This window comes from Mesorhizobium tianshanense (assembly GCF_007830515.1).
Lineage (GTDB): Bacteria > Pseudomonadota > Alphaproteobacteria > Rhizobiales > Rhizobiaceae > Mesorhizobium > Mesorhizobium tianshanense.
This window is the reverse complement of sequence record NZ_VLKT01000022.1, coordinates 20,664-35,493: the sequence shown is the minus strand read 5'-3', so window position 1 is coordinate 35,493 and position 14,830 is coordinate 20,664. Positions and strand designations below refer to the sequence as shown.

At 62.5% G+C, this 14,830-nt stretch carries 15 protein-coding genes; 6 read left to right on the top strand and 9 right to left on the bottom strand.

Annotated features, from left to right (window positions below; all coding sequences use genetic code 11):
• Positions 1 to 64 precede the first annotated feature (64 nt).
• Positions 65 to 1,312, bottom strand: a complete 1,248-nt coding sequence (locus IQ26_RS18205; RefSeq protein WP_145719748.1) for a flavin monoamine oxidase family protein — start codon at positions 1,310 to 1,312, stop codon at positions 65 to 67.
• 264 nt (positions 1,313 to 1,576) lie between these two features.
• Here IQ26_RS18205 and IQ26_RS18200 point away from each other — a divergent pair, with 264 nt between their 5' ends.
• Positions 1,577 to 2,371 (top strand): lytic murein transglycosylase, encoded by a 795-nt coding sequence (locus tag IQ26_RS18200; protein ID WP_145719745.1) that lies wholly within the window; start codon positions 1,577 to 1,579, stop codon positions 2,369 to 2,371.
• 192 nt (positions 2,372 to 2,563) lie between these two features.
• Here the strand turns inward: IQ26_RS18200 and IQ26_RS18195 are convergent, their stop codons facing one another.
• Positions 2,564 to 3,787 carry an argininosuccinate synthase gene (locus IQ26_RS18195; protein ID WP_145719743.1) on the bottom strand — a complete coding sequence of 408 codons (1,224 nt, stop codon included), beginning with the start codon at positions 3,785 to 3,787 and terminating at the stop codon, positions 2,564 to 2,566.
• A 188-nt stretch (positions 3,788 to 3,975) separates the two neighbouring features.
• On the opposite strand from IQ26_RS18195, the gene IQ26_RS18190 reads away from it, so the two are divergent.
• Entirely contained in the window at positions 3,976 to 4,620 is a 645-nt protein-coding gene (locus IQ26_RS18190; RefSeq protein WP_145719741.1) for a LysE family translocator, read from the top strand.
• A gap of 56 nt (positions 4,621 to 4,676) precedes the next feature.
• On the opposite strand, the gene IQ26_RS18185 is transcribed toward IQ26_RS18190, so the two are convergent.
• The 5 genes from IQ26_RS18185 to IQ26_RS18165 all read right to left on the bottom strand — a co-directional run bounded on the left by IQ26_RS18185 (position 4,677) and on the right by IQ26_RS18165 (position 8,212).
• Positions 4,677 to 5,129: a hypothetical protein gene (locus tag IQ26_RS18185; protein WP_145719739.1), complete on the bottom strand. Its 453-nt coding sequence runs from the start codon at positions 5,127 to 5,129 to the stop codon at positions 4,677 to 4,679.
• A complete protein-coding gene (gene rlmN / locus IQ26_RS18180) occupies positions 5,126 to 6,361 on the bottom strand; it encodes a dual-specificity RNA methyltransferase RlmN (protein ID WP_145719736.1) in 1,236 nt (411 codons plus the stop codon). The genes IQ26_RS18185 and rlmN overlap by 4 nt, the downstream gene beginning before the upstream one ends.
• 233 nt (positions 6,362 to 6,594) lie before the next feature.
• Positions 6,595 to 7,098 carry an invasion associated locus B family protein gene (locus IQ26_RS18175; RefSeq protein ID WP_145719734.1) on the bottom strand — a complete coding sequence of 168 codons (504 nt, stop codon included), beginning with the start codon at positions 7,096 to 7,098 and terminating at the stop codon, positions 6,595 to 6,597.
• 229 nt (positions 7,099 to 7,327) lie between these two features.
• The gene (locus IQ26_RS18170) at positions 7,328 to 7,690 is read right to left on the bottom strand and encodes a YkvA family protein (protein WP_145719732.1); all 363 of its coding nucleotides are present in this window, start codon (positions 7,688 to 7,690) and stop codon (positions 7,328 to 7,330) included.
• Between the two features lie 228 nt (positions 7,691 to 7,918).
• Positions 7,919 to 8,212, bottom strand: a complete 294-nt coding sequence (locus IQ26_RS18165) for a 4a-hydroxytetrahydrobiopterin dehydratase (protein ID WP_145719730.1) — start codon at positions 8,210 to 8,212, stop codon at positions 7,919 to 7,921.
• Positions 8,213 to 8,264: 52 nt separating this feature from the next.
• Between IQ26_RS18165 and IQ26_RS18160 the strand changes: the two genes are divergently transcribed.
• Positions 8,265 to 8,783 (top strand): low molecular weight protein-tyrosine-phosphatase, encoded by a 519-nt coding sequence (locus IQ26_RS18160; protein WP_145719728.1) that lies wholly within the window; start codon positions 8,265 to 8,267, stop codon positions 8,781 to 8,783.
• On the opposite strand, the gene thpR is transcribed toward IQ26_RS18160, so the two are convergent.
• Both thpR and IQ26_RS18150 read right to left on the bottom strand, forming a co-directional pair.
• Positions 8,687 to 9,283: an RNA 2',3'-cyclic phosphodiesterase gene (gene thpR / locus IQ26_RS18155; RefSeq protein ID WP_145719722.1), complete on the bottom strand. Its 597-nt coding sequence runs from the start codon at positions 9,281 to 9,283 to the stop codon at positions 8,687 to 8,689. The two genes, IQ26_RS18160 and thpR, sit on opposite strands and share 97 nt — an antisense overlap.
• A 242-nt stretch (positions 9,284 to 9,525) precedes the next feature.
• The gene (locus IQ26_RS18150; RefSeq protein WP_145719720.1) at positions 9,526 to 10,167 is read right to left on the bottom strand and encodes an arylesterase; all 642 of its coding nucleotides are present in this window, start codon (positions 10,165 to 10,167) and stop codon (positions 9,526 to 9,528) included.
• Positions 10,168 to 10,252: 85 nt separating this feature from the next.
• Between IQ26_RS18150 and IQ26_RS18145 the strand changes: the two genes are divergently transcribed.
• The 3 genes from IQ26_RS18145 to IQ26_RS18135 all read left to right on the top strand — a co-directional run bounded on the left by IQ26_RS18145 (position 10,253) and on the right by IQ26_RS18135 (position 14,785).
• The gene (locus tag IQ26_RS18145) at positions 10,253 to 10,948 is read left to right on the top strand and encodes an ABC transporter ATP-binding protein (protein WP_145719718.1); all 696 of its coding nucleotides are present in this window, start codon (positions 10,253 to 10,255) and stop codon (positions 10,946 to 10,948) included.
• Between the two features lie 217 nt (positions 10,949 to 11,165).
• Positions 11,166 to 13,664 carry an ABC transporter permease gene (locus IQ26_RS18140; RefSeq protein ID WP_145719821.1) on the top strand — a complete coding sequence of 833 codons (2,499 nt, stop codon included), beginning with the start codon at positions 11,166 to 11,168 and terminating at the stop codon, positions 13,662 to 13,664.
• Positions 13,665 to 14,005: 341 nt separating this feature from the next.
• The gene (locus IQ26_RS18135; RefSeq protein ID WP_126036054.1) at positions 14,006 to 14,785 is read left to right on the top strand and encodes a Bax inhibitor-1/YccA family protein; all 780 of its coding nucleotides are present in this window, start codon (positions 14,006 to 14,008) and stop codon (positions 14,783 to 14,785) included.
• Positions 14,786 to 14,830: the final 45 nt, after the last annotated feature.

The following is a 14,830-nucleotide window of genomic DNA, read 5'->3' as shown; positions in this document are numbered from 1 at the left end:
CCGGATATGGTGCGGAGCGGCACATCGCCCAAACGCCCGTGAGCAACCAGCGTTCCCGCCGAAGCTATTTTGCCGCAAGGTGGGCGGCGACCGTTCTCGCCACCGCCTCGCCCGACAGCCTGGCGCCGCCGCAGGTCTGCATCAGCGGACCGGCCAGATGCTCCCCGGCGAAGAAGATCTTTTCCGCCACCGGTTGCATCAGCGCGGCGCGCGCCTCCGAACGGCCGGGGCGGGCCGCCGCATAGGCGCCGCGCACGAACCGCTCGCCGCCCCAATTGGTCATCATGGCGCGTCCGACATGTTTTCGAATGTCGCTGCCGAAGATGCTGCATAGCCGGTCGACGACGAAGTCGATGCCTGCCGCCTCACCTGCCGCCGACATCTCCCAGGCGAAATCGCCGCCGACGAAACCGACCATCAGGTCTAGGTCGAAGGGAAAGCAAAGGAAGTAGATGTCGTGCCTGGCCAGCCGCTCGATCAGCAGGTCGTCGAACGGCTCAAGCCCGAGCCTTGTGCCTCTGATTTCGACCGGCAGCTTGGTCAGCATGCCCATCGGCAGATCGAAGAAGGCAGCGAAATGCGCGTCGGGCAGCGCCGGCGAGAATTCTATCTCCTCGAAAGCGAGCACCGCCGGTGAAGCGGTGACGATGGCTGCCTTGGCGCGAATGGTGCCGCGATCGGTGACGCAGGCGACGCCAGGCACGTCCCAGAGGACTTTCCGCACCGGCGTCGACAGTTCGACCGGCACGTCGGCGCCGAAACGGGCGACCAAGGCGCCAAATCCCTCTTTGGTGAAATAGTTCGGATCGAGATCGGCGGCGGCCTGAAAGTCGCGGATCGATATCTCGTCCTCGTCGGCGCCGAAATCCATCGGCCCGGCGAAGGTGGCGGCGGCGCGTGGTGCATGGCCCCTGGCAAGCAACGCCGAAAGACGGTCGTCGTCACCATCCTTCACCTCATGCGCGGCCAGCATTTCGAACAGCCTGATATCGGCCACCTTCATCGCGGCCTCTTCGTCCTCGCTCGCCTTTCGGTTGCGATAATAGAGATGATCGACATTCATGTCGTGATGGTGAAGCGTCCAGCGGGCGGCTTGCGCCTCGGGAAAGTAGGGATTGCGGTCGGCCGCATGCAGCCAGGCGCAGCCGATGTCGAAAGGAACGCCGAAATGCTGATCGCTGGTCCAGGCGCGGCCGCCGATGCGGTTCATCGCTTCGAACAGCTTGAAGGAAAGGCCGGCTGCGCGCAGGGTCTTGGCGGCAGAAAGTCCCGCCGAGCCGGCGCCAATGACCACGACATCAACGTCTTCCATGAATATTCCAGCCCCCGCCACAATAATTACTTGATCGTAAGCAAGTTCTCCGGCATTCGCCAGCGCTGCTGCGGGAACGCGTAAACGACTTCTTAGCGCATCGGCTCGAAAGTCGGCTCCGATTTTCGGAAAGCACGATGCGCAGGTTCTAAAGCGTTGGAGCGACGTGCGTCCAAGCGGACGCGCGTCGCCTAACGGTGACAAGCGGGCGTTTCGCTGGCAAATTCGTATTTGGGACGTGATTGAGGCAACCAGGAGAGCAACATGGCATTTCTTGCCAAGGGAAAGATTTTCGCGGCGGCGGCATCGATGATGCTTGCGGCGGCGACAGGCGCACAGGCCGCCCAGTGCGGCAACACCGGCGCGGGTTTCGAAGCGTGGAAGGCTGAGTTCGCCGCGGAGGCGAAGGCCAACGGTGTGGGCTCGAAGGGTCTGGCCGCGCTGGCTAACGCGCGCTACGCAACGAAGACGATCTCCGCCGACCGCGCTATCCACAAGGCTTTCAGCGGCTCGGTGGACGCTTTCATGAAGCGCCGTGGCGCTTCCACGATCATTTCCAAGGGCCGTTCGCTGAAGAAGTCGAACGCGGCGCTGTTCGACAAGATCGAACGGACCTACGGCGTGCCGCCAGGTGTGTTGCTCGCCATCTGGGGTATGGAGACTGGCTTCGGTTCCTACCTGGGCAAACAGAATACGGTCTCTGCCATTTTAACTCTTACCTATGATTGCCGCCGCCCGGAATTCTTTTACCCGCATGGCGTTGCAGCCCTGAAGCTGGTTGATCGCGGAGCCTTGAGCGCCTCGTCGGTTGGCGCCATGCATGGCGAGATTGGCCACACGCAGTTCCTGCCCGGAAATGTTCTGAAGTATGGAGTCGGCAACAGAAATCTGCGCGACAAGAGCACTGCATTGGCTTCCACGGCCAACTTCCTCAAGGGCCATGGCTGGCGGGCCGGTGCGAGTTATGAGGCGAATATGGGCGCAATTGCTGGCTGGAATTCCGCGAGCGTCTATCAACAGGCCATCGCCCGCATGGCCACGGCGATCGATGCCGATTGATGTAAATCTCTAGAGCGGTTCACCGTTTCGCGGAAATGCAAAACGCTCTATCTCTTTGTTTTGACGCAATTCCCTAGGGAAAGCGCTATGTGCTTTTCCTGGGAAGACCGTTTTCACACTTTTCCAGGAATTGTTCCATTCGACAGAAGGCCCGGCAAAAGCCGGGTTTTAATTGTACACGTCCTACGTTGATTAGCGTTTTCGATTGCGCGCCGCCAACGTCCTCAACCTGAGCGCGTTGAGACGGATGAAGCCTTCGGCGTCCTTCTGGTCGTAGGCGCCGCGATCGTCCTCGAAAGTGACGAGCGCGTCGGAATAGAGCGTCTTCCTCGACTTGCGCCCGGTGACGATGACATTGCCCTTGTAGAGCTTGAGGCGCACCGTGCCTTCGACATCTTCCTGGCTCTTGTCGATCATCGCCTGCAGCATCAGGCGCTCGGGCGCGAACCAGAAGCCGTTGTAGATCAGCTCGGCATAGCTCGGCATGAACTCGTCCTTGAGGTGGGCAGCACCTCGGTCGAGCGTGATCGATTCGATCGCCCGGTGGGCAGCGATCAGGATGGTGCCGCCGGGGGTTTCATAGACGCCGCGCGACTTCATGCCGACGAAACGGTTCTCGACCAGGTCGAGCCGGCCGATGCCGTTGTCGCGGCCGAGATCGTTGAGCGCGGCCAGCATCGTGGCCGGCGACAGCTTCTTGCCATCGAGCGCGATCGGATCGCCCTTCAGGAACTCGATTTCGATCTCGGTGACCTTGTCCGGTGCGTCCATCGGCGAAATGGTGCGCTGGTGGACGAATTCCGGCGGCTCGCTCCACGGGTCTTCCAGCACTTTGCCCTCGGAAGACGAGTGCAACAGGTTGGCGTCGACCGAAAACGGCGCGTCGCCCTTCTTGTCCTTCGGCACCGGAATCTGGTGCTGCTCGGCGAAGTTGATCAGATCGGTGCGCGACTTGAAGGACCAATCGCGCCATGGCGCGATGACCTTGATGTCGGGGTTCAGCGCATAGGCCGAAAGCTCGAAACGGACCTGGTCGTTGCCCTTGCCGGTCGCGCCGTGGGCGATGGCATCGGCGCCGGTCTCCCTGGCGATCTCGACCAGATGCTTCGAGATCAGCGGGCGGGCGATCGAGGTGCCGAGCAGATAGGTGCCTTCATAGACGGCGTTGGCGCGGAACATCGGGAAGACGAAGTCGGAAACGAACTCCTCGCGAACATCCATGATGCGGATATCCTTGATGCCCATCATCTCGGCCTTGCGCCGCGCCGGCTCCAGCTCGCCGCCCTGGCCGAGATCGGCGGTGAAGGTGACGACCTCGGCGCCGAGCTCGGTCTGCAGCCATTTCAGGATGATGGAGGTGTCGAGGCCGCCGGAATAGGCGAGCACGACTTTCTTGACGTCTTTTGGTTTCGACATGCTGGGGGACATCTTGGCGGTTCCGCGACAGGGGTTCTCGCCGGGCGAGGTATCACGGCGTTTCCGGACTGCGCAAGTGACGAAGGGTGCGATAGGCACACTGGATCAGCTATTGCGGGCCAATCGCTGGCACAGGCACCGTGCTTGCGCTATAGGCTGCGCTGTCTTACGCCTCCTTGGGGCCGCCCATGTCCTTCATTCCCGATACCACCACGCTGATCCAGTTCGCCATCGCCACCGTGATCCTGGCGATCACGCCGGGGCCGGACATGACGCTATTCGTGTCGCGCACGCTGAGCCATGGCCGCGCCACCGGCTTTGCATCTATGGCCGGCGCGCTGTGCGGCACGCTGATCCACACCACGCTGGTGGTGGTCGGCATCTCGGCGCTGATCGTCGCCTCGCCGGCGGCCTTCTTTGCCCTGAAGATTTTCGGCGCCGCCTATCTCGTCTTCCTGGCGTGGCAAGCGATTACCAGGGGATCGGCTTTTTCGCCCGAGAAGAAGACCGGACCACGGAAGATCTCGCTGTTTCGCAGCTGGGCGGCGGGGCTCGGCGTCAATCTGCTCAACCCGAAGATCATCCTGTTCTTCATGACCTTCCTGCCGCAATTCGTCTCCGCGCATGATCCCAACGCGCCAGGAAAGCTGTTCTTCCTCGGCGCGATGTTCGTCGTGCTGTCGATCCCGGTAACGGCGCCAATGGTGCTGGCGGCGGAAAAATTCTCGGCGGCGATGAAGGCCAGCCCGCGGGTGACGCGCGTCGTCGACTATCTCTTCGCTGGGGTGTTCTCGGCCTTCGCGCTCAAGATCCTGACGGCTCAGGCGAAGTAGGGCTTATCCTTGCTTGACCATGATCTTTTCCGAAAACCGGCCTCCACTTTTCGGGATCATGGTCCGATCTGCCGCCAGTTTCCGGCCCAGCGCCCGGCGCTCAGCCAGTAGAAAATGCCGCCGACCATGCCGCAGCCGATCACGGCAGCGACGGTGCGCGGGTCGGTGACCTCGACATTGGCATCGGCCGTCTGGTAGGCGAAGCCGAGGAAGACCACCGCGACTACCGCGCCCGCCAGAGCATAGAACAGCCAGTCGCGCCGGCCGAGGATTTCGGAGACGAGAATGACGATGGCTGCCGGCATGAAGGCGAAATAGGCGACGAACAGCGCGACGAATGGAATCGAAAAATATAGGGAAGCAGTCGCTGTAGGGTGGGCGTGCTGCGGCGTGTAGCCAAGCGACGCCAGGAATATGATGTTGAGGAAGGCGCTGGCCGCCAGCGAGGCGACGCCATAGCCGATCAGGATGACGGCAAAGCGGATGAGATAGGCAACGAGGCGATTCACGCCTCGCCGTGCCCCGCGATCATCATCGCTTCCAGCGCCAGCCGGTCGACCTTGCGCATGCGCTCGGACTCCGACTTGAGCTGGCCGCAGGCGGCCAGGATATCGCGGCCGCGCGGCGTACGGATCGGCGAGGCATAGCCGGCATTGTTGATGTAGTCGGCGAATTTCTCGATCGTCTCCCAGTCCGAGCACTGGTAGTTGGTGCCCGGCCACGGGTTGAACGGGATCAGATTGATCTTGGCCGGAATGCCCTTGAGCAGCTTGATCAGCCCCTTGGCGTCCTCGATCGAATCGTTGACATCCTTCAGCATCACATACTCGAAGGTGATGCGCTTGGCGTTCGACAGGCCGGGATAGGCGCGGCAGGCGGCGATCAACTCCTTCAATGGGTACTTCTTGTTGATCGGCACCAGCAGGTCGCGCAGATCGTCATTGGTGGCGTGCAGCGAGATCGCCAGCATGACGCCGATCTCCTCGCCGGTGCGGAAGATCTCCGGCACGACGCCGGAGGTCGACAGCGTGATGCGTCTTTTCGATAGGGAAAGCCCGTCGCCGTCGGATGCGATCAGCAGGGCCTTCTTCACCGCTTCGAAATTATAGAGCGGCTCGCCCATGCCCATCATGACGATGTTGGACACTTTCCGGCCCTCGGCCGGCACGATGGTGCCGTCGGGCGTGTCGCGGTCGGGGAAATCGCCGAGCCGGTCGCGGGCGGTGAGCAACTGAGCGAGGATTTCCTCTGATGTCAGATTGCGCACCAGCTTCTGCGTGCCGGTGTGGCAGAAGGAGCAGGTCAGCGTGCAGCCGACCTGCGAGGAGATGCAGAGTGTGCCGCGGCCCTCTTCGGGAATATAGACGGTCTCGATCTCTACCGGCCGGCCGGCGCCGCGTGGCGGAAAGCGGAACAGCCATTTGCGCGTGCCGTCGGAGGAAATCTGCTCCTCGACGATTTCGGGCCTGGCGACGGTGAAATGCCTGTCGAGCTCGGCGCGCAAATCCTTGGAGATGTTGAGCATGCCGGCAAAGTCGGAGACGCCGCGCACATACATCCAATGCCAGAGTTGCTGGGCGCGCATCTTGGCCTGGCGCTCCGGCACGATGCCTGACGCAACCAGGGCAGCGCCGAGCTCGGCGCGGGTCAGGCCGATCAGCGACGGTTTTTCGGGCAGTGTAGCGCGGGCGCGCAACGCGTCACGGGCGCCTTCGGCGGTGAGATCGAACGACAGGGTCATTGTTGGGCCAATATAAGTGGTTTGCGGCCGATTTCAGCATCGTGCCCGAAATGAAGCGCGGCGCATAGCACAGGTTGATGGCGGAGTCATGCGGTGACGAAGTCGGCACGCAACCCAGAAGCGGCGGGCGGAAACGGCGCAGACATCCGTGCAGGAGTGAGCGGAACGGTGAAAAAAGCCGGGCTTGCGACCCAGCTTTTCATTCAAACTCGGTTTGGGCTAGGCGGCATGCTCTAGTTGCACTTGGCGATGGACGACAGCGCCGCCGAAATGCCTTTCAGCGAAAAGACATAGGTGGTGGTGTTGCCGCGGCCGGATTTCGCCTGCACCTTCATATCGCTGCCGGATTTCATCGCGGCGATCAGCACCGGCTCCTCGGCGGCGTTCTCGACCCAGGCTGACTTGCCGCGCGTGAACATCGAAAAGCTCTTGCCGTCGATGGTGACGGTGGCCTTGGAACCTTCCTGGAAATTGTAGCCGGCGATGAATTGCGGCTCGTAAGACACCTGCTGTCCCGGCCGCTGGCTGACGAAGAAGAACATGTCGCCGTGGTCAAGCGTTGGCGGCTGTTTGTCGGTCGGCACGGTCAGCACATAGCAGACCTTGCCGCCCGACGCCTGGTAGCTGTAGGTGCCCCAGGCATTATGCTGGCCGATCTTGGTTGCCGACTGCGCCAGTGCTGGCGCTGTCATGGCCACCAGGACCAGGCTCGAAATTGTAGCAATCAATCCGCGCATCGCTTTTCCTGTATTCCAAATGGTGCGGAGGCAGGCCGGCTCGGCGTCCTGCCCGTCGCTTCATTTTGATTTAATCTGGGTTACCAAACGGTGAATTTCCTTCAGGAAAAGGACATCCATCCCGGGGAACCCGCCGCCATTTCCGCGCCGCCTCCCAAAAAGCGGCAATCGCAATGTCCCTTTGGCGACTTGGAGGCCACGAAAGCGGCGAGAGTTTGACTTTTGCGCCTCAGCTCCTATCGGCGAGCGCATGCTTGGCGGCGAGCCGGTGCGCGGGCGTAATATGGGCTTTGACGGTTGTGATCGCGGCGGTCAGCACGGCGATGTCGTCGGTAAAGCCCAGTCCGAAGACGAAGTCTGGAATGACGTCCGTCGGCAGCACGAAATAGCCGAGCGCCGCCACCAAGATGCCCTTGGCGCGCAGCGGCGTGTTCTTGTCCATGGCGCAGTAGTAGGCAGCGACCAGCTCTTCCATGAACGGAATCTGCCTGGCAGCCTTCTTGGCCGTGCCCCAGAATTTCTCGCGCACGTCGCTCTCGTCGCCGACCTTGTCGCCAAAGCCGAAGAAATCAAAACCGGATTTTTGCGCCATCAGTCTCTCCTTACGAGGCTGTGCGTATCGTTCCACACGCGCCTGCCAGCGGGAAATGTGGTGAAAACGCTGCCCCTCTACAAGAGTTCAATTGGATCGGCACGAAAATCGGTTCCGATTTTTGCTCCGCTGATCTTCGGTTCGGAAAAGCACGATGCGGTTCGGAAAAGCACGATGCATGGATTCAAAGCGTCAGAGCGTCCTTTGCGCGTCCAAAAGGACGCGCGCCTAATCGAAATAGCTGTCCATCTCCTTGGCCAGTTCGAAATCGAGCGCGGTCAGGCCGGCGGCGTCGTGGGTGTTGAGGCTCACGTTCACGGTCTTGTAGACATTCGACCAGTCGGGGTGATGGTCCATCTTCTCCGCCGCCAAGGCGACGCGGGTCATGAAGGCGAAGGCTTCGGAGAAATTCTTGAAGATGAAGGTGCGCGTGATCGAGCCGCCATCCCCGCCCAGCGACCAGCCGTCGAGGCGGGCCAACGCTTCAGCGGCCGCCTCCTTGCTCATTTTCTCTCTCGCCATGCTCGCTTCCCGTGCTATCTGGATTCGCAGTCCTCAGCATAATGCCGGATCGATGAGCGCAAAGCCGATAAAATCCATTCTTTTCGTCTGTCTCGGCAATATCTGCCGCTCGCCATTGGCGGAGGGCGTGTTGCGCGCCGTCCTGGCGGAGCGCGGCCTCGATCGGGATATCCTGCTCGATTCGGCCGGAACCAGCGACTGGGAAGCCGGCTCGGCACCAGACCCGCGCTCCATGTCGATCGCAGAGCGGCACGGCATCGACATTTCCAGACAGAGGGCGCGCAAGCTGACGCCAGACGATTTTTCCCGTTTCGACCTTATTCTCGGCATGGACCGATCGAATCTCCGGGATCTGAAAGCGCTGGCGCCCGCCGCCATGCGCGACCGTGTCCATCTGTTCCTGGAGTTCGCGGTCGGAAGGGTGAGCGACGTGCCGGACCCCTATCATGACGGGCCGGACGCGTTTGCCTCGGTCTACCGCATGATCCGCGAAGCGTCGGAGACGTTGGCGACGCGGATCGAGGCGCGGCTGTCGGCACCCGACAGCGGCCAGGCCTCCTCGACGATGTAGGGTCCGCCACCCACCGAATCGCGCGACGACATCAGGACAAAGCGACCGACACGGAAGGGCAGCGTCGAAAAATTGCCGCGTGCCGACAGGTATTGGGCGACGTCGAGCGGGCTCGAATTGCGTAAGCGCGCCAGCGTCACATGCGGCATGAATTTGCGCGGGTCGGCAGGGATACCGAGGCGCTGGCAGATGCGCTCGATCTCGCTTTGCAGCGCCGAAAGATCAGGCGAGGCGGAAACGCCGGCCCACACCGAATGCGGTTTTTTCTGACCGAAGGCGCCGACGCCGGACAGCGTCAACGAGAAGGACGGGCGATGGACGCGGTCGAGCGCGTTGGCGATCTCGTCGGCGACATGGCCCTCGACATCGCCAATGAAGCGTAGCGTAAGATGGTAGTTCTCGACGTCGATCCAGCGGGCTCCGGGCAGGCCGCCCCGGAGCAGGGACAGCGAAAGGGCGGCGTCACGCGGTATTTCGAGGGCGGTAAAAAGACGCGGCATGGTAAGCCTCCTGTCCTCGAATCGAACTCTTGTCCCTAGCGAATCATCGATAATCGAGCGGGGCAAGTGGTTTGTTGGTCGCAGTCCCACCTAAAATCTTCTCCCAACCCATCAGCCCGGTAGAAACCGATTTGCCTGCGCTGATCTTCGGTTTGGAAAGCACGATGCGTCGGATCAAAGTGTTAGAGCGTATTTTGTACGTCCAAGTGTTTGCACGGATGCTGCCACCGAACGCTTCCTCCTCAGGAATTGTCTTGCACTGCTGTGATGGCCTTTTCGACGGCCGGCAGGATGCGCTCAACCATAAGGTCGACGCCCCGGGCATTCGGGTGCAGGCCATCGAGCTGCAAGGCGGACTCGCCGGCGACGCCGTCGAGAAAGAACGGATAGAGCGGGACGCCGTATTTTTCCGCCAGTTTCGGGAAGATCGCGTCGAAGCCGTTCTGGTAGTCGGCGCCGAGATTGGGCGCGGCGCGCATGCCGGCCAGCAGCACGGCGATCTTGCGCTGCTTCAGCTTCGCCAACATGGCGTCCAGATTCTTTCGCGTGATGTCGGGAGAAACGCCGCGCAACATGTCGTTGGCGCCGAGCTCGAGAATGACGAGTTGCGTGCCGTCCGGCACCGACCAGTCGAGCCGCGACAGGCCGCCACTCGACGTATCGCCGGAGACGCCTGCATTGGCGACCGTCACATCGTGGCCCTTGGCACGAAGTGCTGCCTCAAGTTTCTGGGTGAAGCCTTCGTCCGGTCTAAGGCCAAAGCCCGCCATCAAGCTGTCGCCGAAGCCGACGATCTTGAAGGGCTCGGCGCGCGCCGACGAAATGGCGCCGCAAATTCCGAGAAAAAGGATGAAGGCTGCGGCAAGAGTGTGTTTGAAAGCCATGCGGCAGGCCCCATATGACCAAGGACATCTTGTTGGCGGCAGGCCGAATCCGGCCTCCCCTCCTCCCATATAGGACGATTTCATTTTGACAGAAGCCGTCATCGCGCTGAAAGACGTTTCGCTGACGCTCGGCGAAGGAGCGTCTTCCGTCCATGTGCTGAAAGGCGTCAGCCTCGACGTGGCGAGCGGCGAGGCAACCGGTATCGTTGGGCCGTCGGGCTCGGGAAAGTCGACGCTGCTGATGGTTCTTGCCGGCTTGGAAAGGGTCGATTCGGGTACGGTACGAATTGCCGGCGAATTGTTTAATGGCAAGAGCGAAGACCAGGTCGCATCGTTTCGGGGGCGAAACATCGGCATCGTCTTCCAGTCCTTCCATCTCATCCCCAACATGACGGCGCTTGAAAATGTCGCAGTGCCGCTGGAACTTGCCGGCCATGCCGATCCGTTCGGCGTGGCGGCGCGGGAGCTGGAGGCGGTGGGCCTGAGCGACCGCGTCACCCATTATCCCGGCGAACTGTCCGGCGGCGAACAGCAGCGTGTGGCGATCGCCCGGGCGCTGGCGCCTTCGCCGCGCATCCTGATCGCCGACGAGCCGACCGGCAATCTCGACCAGGCGACGGGGCGGCAGGTCGCCGACCTTCTGTTCGCCAAGGCGGCCGAGCGCGGCATGACGCTGGTGCTGGTCACCCATGATCCGGCGCTGGCGATGCGCTGCTCAAGACAGATTTCGATGCGGTCGGGCCAGATCGAGGCCGCGCCATTGCTCAAAGTGACGGCATAGCGCCATGGCGGACAAGGTCCCCTCATCCGGCTCTTCGAGCCACCTTCTCCCCGAGGGGAGAGGAGATCGCCAACGCCGGCGCCGGCCCCCCCTGTGGGAGAAGGTGGCCGCCCACGGGTCTCGCCTCCGGCAAGTCCGAGGACAGGCTCCGCGGCCGGATGAGGGGGCTGCCTGGTCGCGCACGCTGAGGCTCGCCTTCCGGTTCTCGCTGCGCGAGATGCGCGGCGGGCTGTCCGGCTTCCTGATCTTTCTAGCCTGCATTGCGCTTGGCGTTGCGGCGATCGGCGGCGTCAATTCGGTGGCCCAGGCTATTACCGCCGGGGTTGCCAACCAAGGCCAGTCGCTGCTCGGCGGCGATCTCCGCTTCCAGCTCAACCAGCGCAATGCCACGCAAGCGGAGCATGCCTTTCTCCATGGGCTGGGCACGATCTCGCACAGCGCCAACATGCGCTCGATGGCGCGGCTCGAAGACGGCTCCGACCAGGCGCTGGTCGAGGCGAAGGCGGTCGACGGAGCCTATCCTCTCTATGGTGCTCTGGAGACAGAGCCGGCGCTGTCGAAGCAGGAACTGTTCGGCGAAAGATCCGGTGTTTTCGGCGCTGCCGCACCCGACCTCTTGTTCGAGCGGCTGAACCTTGGGATTGGCGGCCGGCTGAGGCTCGGCAGCGCCACGTTTGAACTGCGGGCCAGGATCGTCGATGAGCCGGATGCGGTGTCCGACGGTTTCGGCTTTGCGCCGCGGCTGATGGTCTCAACGGAAGGGCTTGCCGCTTCCGGCCTGATCCAGCCCGGCAGCCTGGTCGAAAATACCTACAAGATCCGCCTGCCCAGCGGCGCCAGCGAAGCGCGCATCAAGGCGATCCAAGATCAGGCCGCAGAGGATTTTCCCGAGGCCGGCTGGTCGATCCGCACGCGCAGCAACGCGGCGCCCGCGCTATCCTCCAACATCGAGCGGTTCTCGCAGTTCCTGACGCTGGTCGGGCTGACGGCGCTGGTGGTTGGCGGCGTCGGCGTGGCCAATGCGGTACGCGCCTATCTCGACGGCAAGCGCGGCGTCATCGCTACATTCAAGAGCCTGGGCGCTTCGGGCGGTTTCGTCTTTGCCGTCTACCTAGTGCAGATCCTGATGATCGCCGCCCTCGGCATCGCGCTCGGGCTTGTGCTTGGCGCATTGATGCCGTTCGCGGCCAGCGCGGCACTCCAGTCGGTCATTCCGGTGCCGGCGGAAGGCGGGTTCTATCCCGGCGCGCTGGGTATGGCGGCGCTGTTCGGGCTGCTGGTGACGCTGGCTTTCGCCTTGCTGCCGCTCGGCCGGGCGCGCGACGTGCCGGCGACGGCGCTGTTTCGCGAAATGGGTTTTGAAGGCCGCGGTTTTCCGCGTCCTTTCTACATGGCGGCGGCCCTCGGCATCGCGCTGCTCCTGGCGGCGCTGGCCATCCTGTTTTCCGGCGACCGCCGCATCGCCTCGATCTTCGTCGGCGCCACCATTCTTGCCTTTCTGGTGCTGCGCATCGTCGGCGTTCTGGTGCAGTGGGTCGCCAAAAGAAGCCCGCGCGTTCGCTCGACGGTGCTCAGGCTGGCCATCGGCAACATTCATCGGCCGGGTGCCTTGACGCCGTCGGTGGTGCTGTCGCTGGGACTGGGGCTGACGCTTCTGGTGACGCTGGCGCTGATTGACGGCAATCTCAGGCGGCAGATTTCCGGCAGCCTGCCGGAGCGGGCGCCGAACTTCTTCTTCGTCGATATCCAGAGCAGCGATGTCGATGCGTTCTCCGCGCTGGTCGGCAAGGAGGCACCGCAGGGCACGCTGGTCAAGGTGCCGATGCTGCGCGGCCGGGTGATGGCGCTGAACGGTGTCGACGTCGACAAGGTCAAGGTTCCGGCGGAAGGGGCCTGGGTGCTGCGCGGCGATCGCGGGCTGACCTACGAGGCCAGGCTGCCGCAGAATGCGACGCTGACCGAAGGCACATGGTGGCCGGAGGATTATGCCGGCGAGCCGCTGGTATCGTTTTCGGCCGAGGAAGGCGCAGAGATCGGGCTGAAGCTCGGCGACACTGTCACCGTCAACGTGCTTGGCCGCAACGTGACGGCGAAAATCGCCAATTTCCGCCAGGTCGAGTGGGAGACGATGGGCATCAACTTCGTCATGGTATTCTCGCCCAGCACATTTGCCGGCGCGCCGCATAGCTGGCTGGCGACGCTGACCGAAAAGGGCGCGTCTGGGGCGGACGATGCCCGTCTTCTCAACGCCGTCACCCGTGCCTTTCCCGCGGTGACGACGGTCAGGGTCAAGGACGCCCTCGACATCGTCAACCGGCTGGTGGCGCAACTCGGCACCGCGATCAGAGCCGCGGCCGGCGTGGCGCTGATCGCCTCGGTACTGGTGCTGGCTGGCGCGCTCGCCGCCGGCAACCGCGCCCGCATCCACGACGCGGTGGTGCTGAAGACGCTGGGGGCCACCAGGAAGACGCTGATCGCGGCCTTTTCGCTGGAATATTTGCTGATCGGCCTCGCCACCGCGATCTTCGCGCTGGCGGCAGGCGGCGTCGCGGCATGGTTCATTGTCGCACGCATCATGACGCTGCCATCGCATTTCATGCCTGATGTGGCGGTGGCAACCATCGTGTTTGCGCTGGTGGTCACGGTCGGCATTGGCCTCGCCGGCACCTGGCGGGTGCTAGGCCACAAGGCGGCGCCGGTGCTGCGCAATCTCTGATCCGCAAGGATTTACGGGGTCCAACGCGACCGCGGCGCCGAGTATTTCTGGACGTGCAAAGAACGCTAGCGCTTTGATTTCGCGCATGATGCCTGTCGAAAATCGGTCGATTCTCGCGGTCATGCGACCGGGTTTTGATTAAATCTGGTTAATGTTGCGGCTTGAAGGGCCAATAAAACCGGATTTCCGGTACTTCACGAAGCATTACGTCCGGTTACGCTCTTGTTCTTGACGCCAAGAACCATCATATTTCGCCGCAGGCATGCTGGAGCCCCGCCAGCGGCGCCTGGGTTCAAAATGGACCTGACACCGGACGGGGCAGAAGCAATATGAGGATTTCCATGGCTGAACCCCTTCGCAATTATCAGACGCGCGCCGTGCCCGGCGCCGGCGTCGATGCTGCCATCGACCAGGGCCTGCGCGCCTACATGATCAAGGTCTACAATCTGATGGGGCTTGGCCTCCTCATCACCGGCCTTGCGGCGGTCGGCACGGTGATGCTGGCCACCACCACCGATCCGGCTTCGGCGGTCGCCACGCTGCCGAACGGCGATATGCTGACCTCCTTCGGCTACGCGATCTTCGGCTCGCCGCTAAAATGGCTGGTGATCTTTGCCCCGCTGGCAGCGGTGATGTTCCTGTCGTTCCGTGTCCAGTCGATGAGCGTTTCGGCCGCGCAGACGACGTTCTGGGTCTATGCCGGCCTCGTCGGCCTCTCGCTGTCGTCGATCTTCCTGGTCTACACCACCGCCAGCATCTCGCAGACCTTCTTCGCCACGGCCGCCGCCTTTGGCGGACTGTCGCTCTACGGCTACACGACCAAGCGCGACCTTTCCGCGTTCGGTTCGTTCCTGGTCATGGGCCTGATCGGTCTGATCATCGCGATGGTGATCAACATCTTCCTGCAGTCGTCGGCGCTTTCCTTCGCCGTTTCGGCGATCGGCGTGCTGATCTTCGCAGGTCTCACCGCCTACGACACGCAGAACATCAAGGAGATGTATTTCGAGGGCGACGAGACTGACGTCGCCGGCCGCAAGGCGATCATGGGCGCTCTGAGGCTCTATCTCGACTTCATCAACCTGTTCATGTTTCTGCTGCAGTTCATGGGCGATCGTCGCTAAAACGATCCCTGTTTCTCTGGACCAGCGAGTTTGGAAAGGGCGGCC

Coding starts and splice junctions, on each gene's coding strand:
- IQ26_RS18160 (WP_145719728.1), top strand. CDS start 8,265: ATGAGCGCAAAGCCGATAAAATCCATTCTTTTCGTCTGTCTCGGCAAT.
- IQ26_RS18200 (WP_145719745.1), top strand. CDS start 1,577: ATGGCATTTCTTGCCAAGGGAAAGATTTTCGCGGCGGCGGCATCGATG.
- IQ26_RS18165 (WP_145719730.1), bottom strand. CDS start 8,212: ATGGCGAGAGAGAAAATGAGCAAGGAGGCGGCCGCTGAAGCGTTGGCC.
- IQ26_RS18205 (WP_145719748.1), bottom strand. CDS start 1,312: ATGGAAGACGTTGATGTCGTGGTCATTGGCGCCGGCTCGGCGGGACTT.
- rlmN (WP_145719736.1), bottom strand. CDS start 6,361: ATGACCCTGTCGTTCGATCTCACCGCCGAAGGCGCCCGTGACGCGTTG.
- IQ26_RS18135 (WP_126036054.1), top strand. CDS start 14,006: ATGGCTGAACCCCTTCGCAATTATCAGACGCGCGCCGTGCCCGGCGCC.
- IQ26_RS18150 (WP_145719720.1), bottom strand. CDS start 10,167: ATGGCTTTCAAACACACTCTTGCCGCAGCCTTCATCCTTTTTCTCGGA.
- IQ26_RS18170 (WP_145719732.1), bottom strand. CDS start 7,690: ATGGCGCAAAAATCCGGTTTTGATTTCTTCGGCTTTGGCGACAAGGTC.
- IQ26_RS18190 (WP_145719741.1), top strand. CDS start 3,976: ATGTCCTTCATTCCCGATACCACCACGCTGATCCAGTTCGCCATCGCC.
- thpR (WP_145719722.1), bottom strand. CDS start 9,283: ATGCCGCGTCTTTTTACCGCCCTCGAAATACCGCGTGACGCCGCCCTT.
- IQ26_RS18195 (WP_145719743.1), bottom strand. CDS start 3,787: ATGTCGAAACCAAAAGACGTCAAGAAAGTCGTGCTCGCCTATTCCGGC.
- IQ26_RS18175 (WP_145719734.1), bottom strand. CDS start 7,098: ATGCGCGGATTGATTGCTACAATTTCGAGCCTGGTCCTGGTGGCCATG.
- IQ26_RS18140 (WP_145719821.1), top strand. CDS start 11,166: ATGCGCGGCGGGCTGTCCGGCTTCCTGATCTTTCTAGCCTGCATTGCG.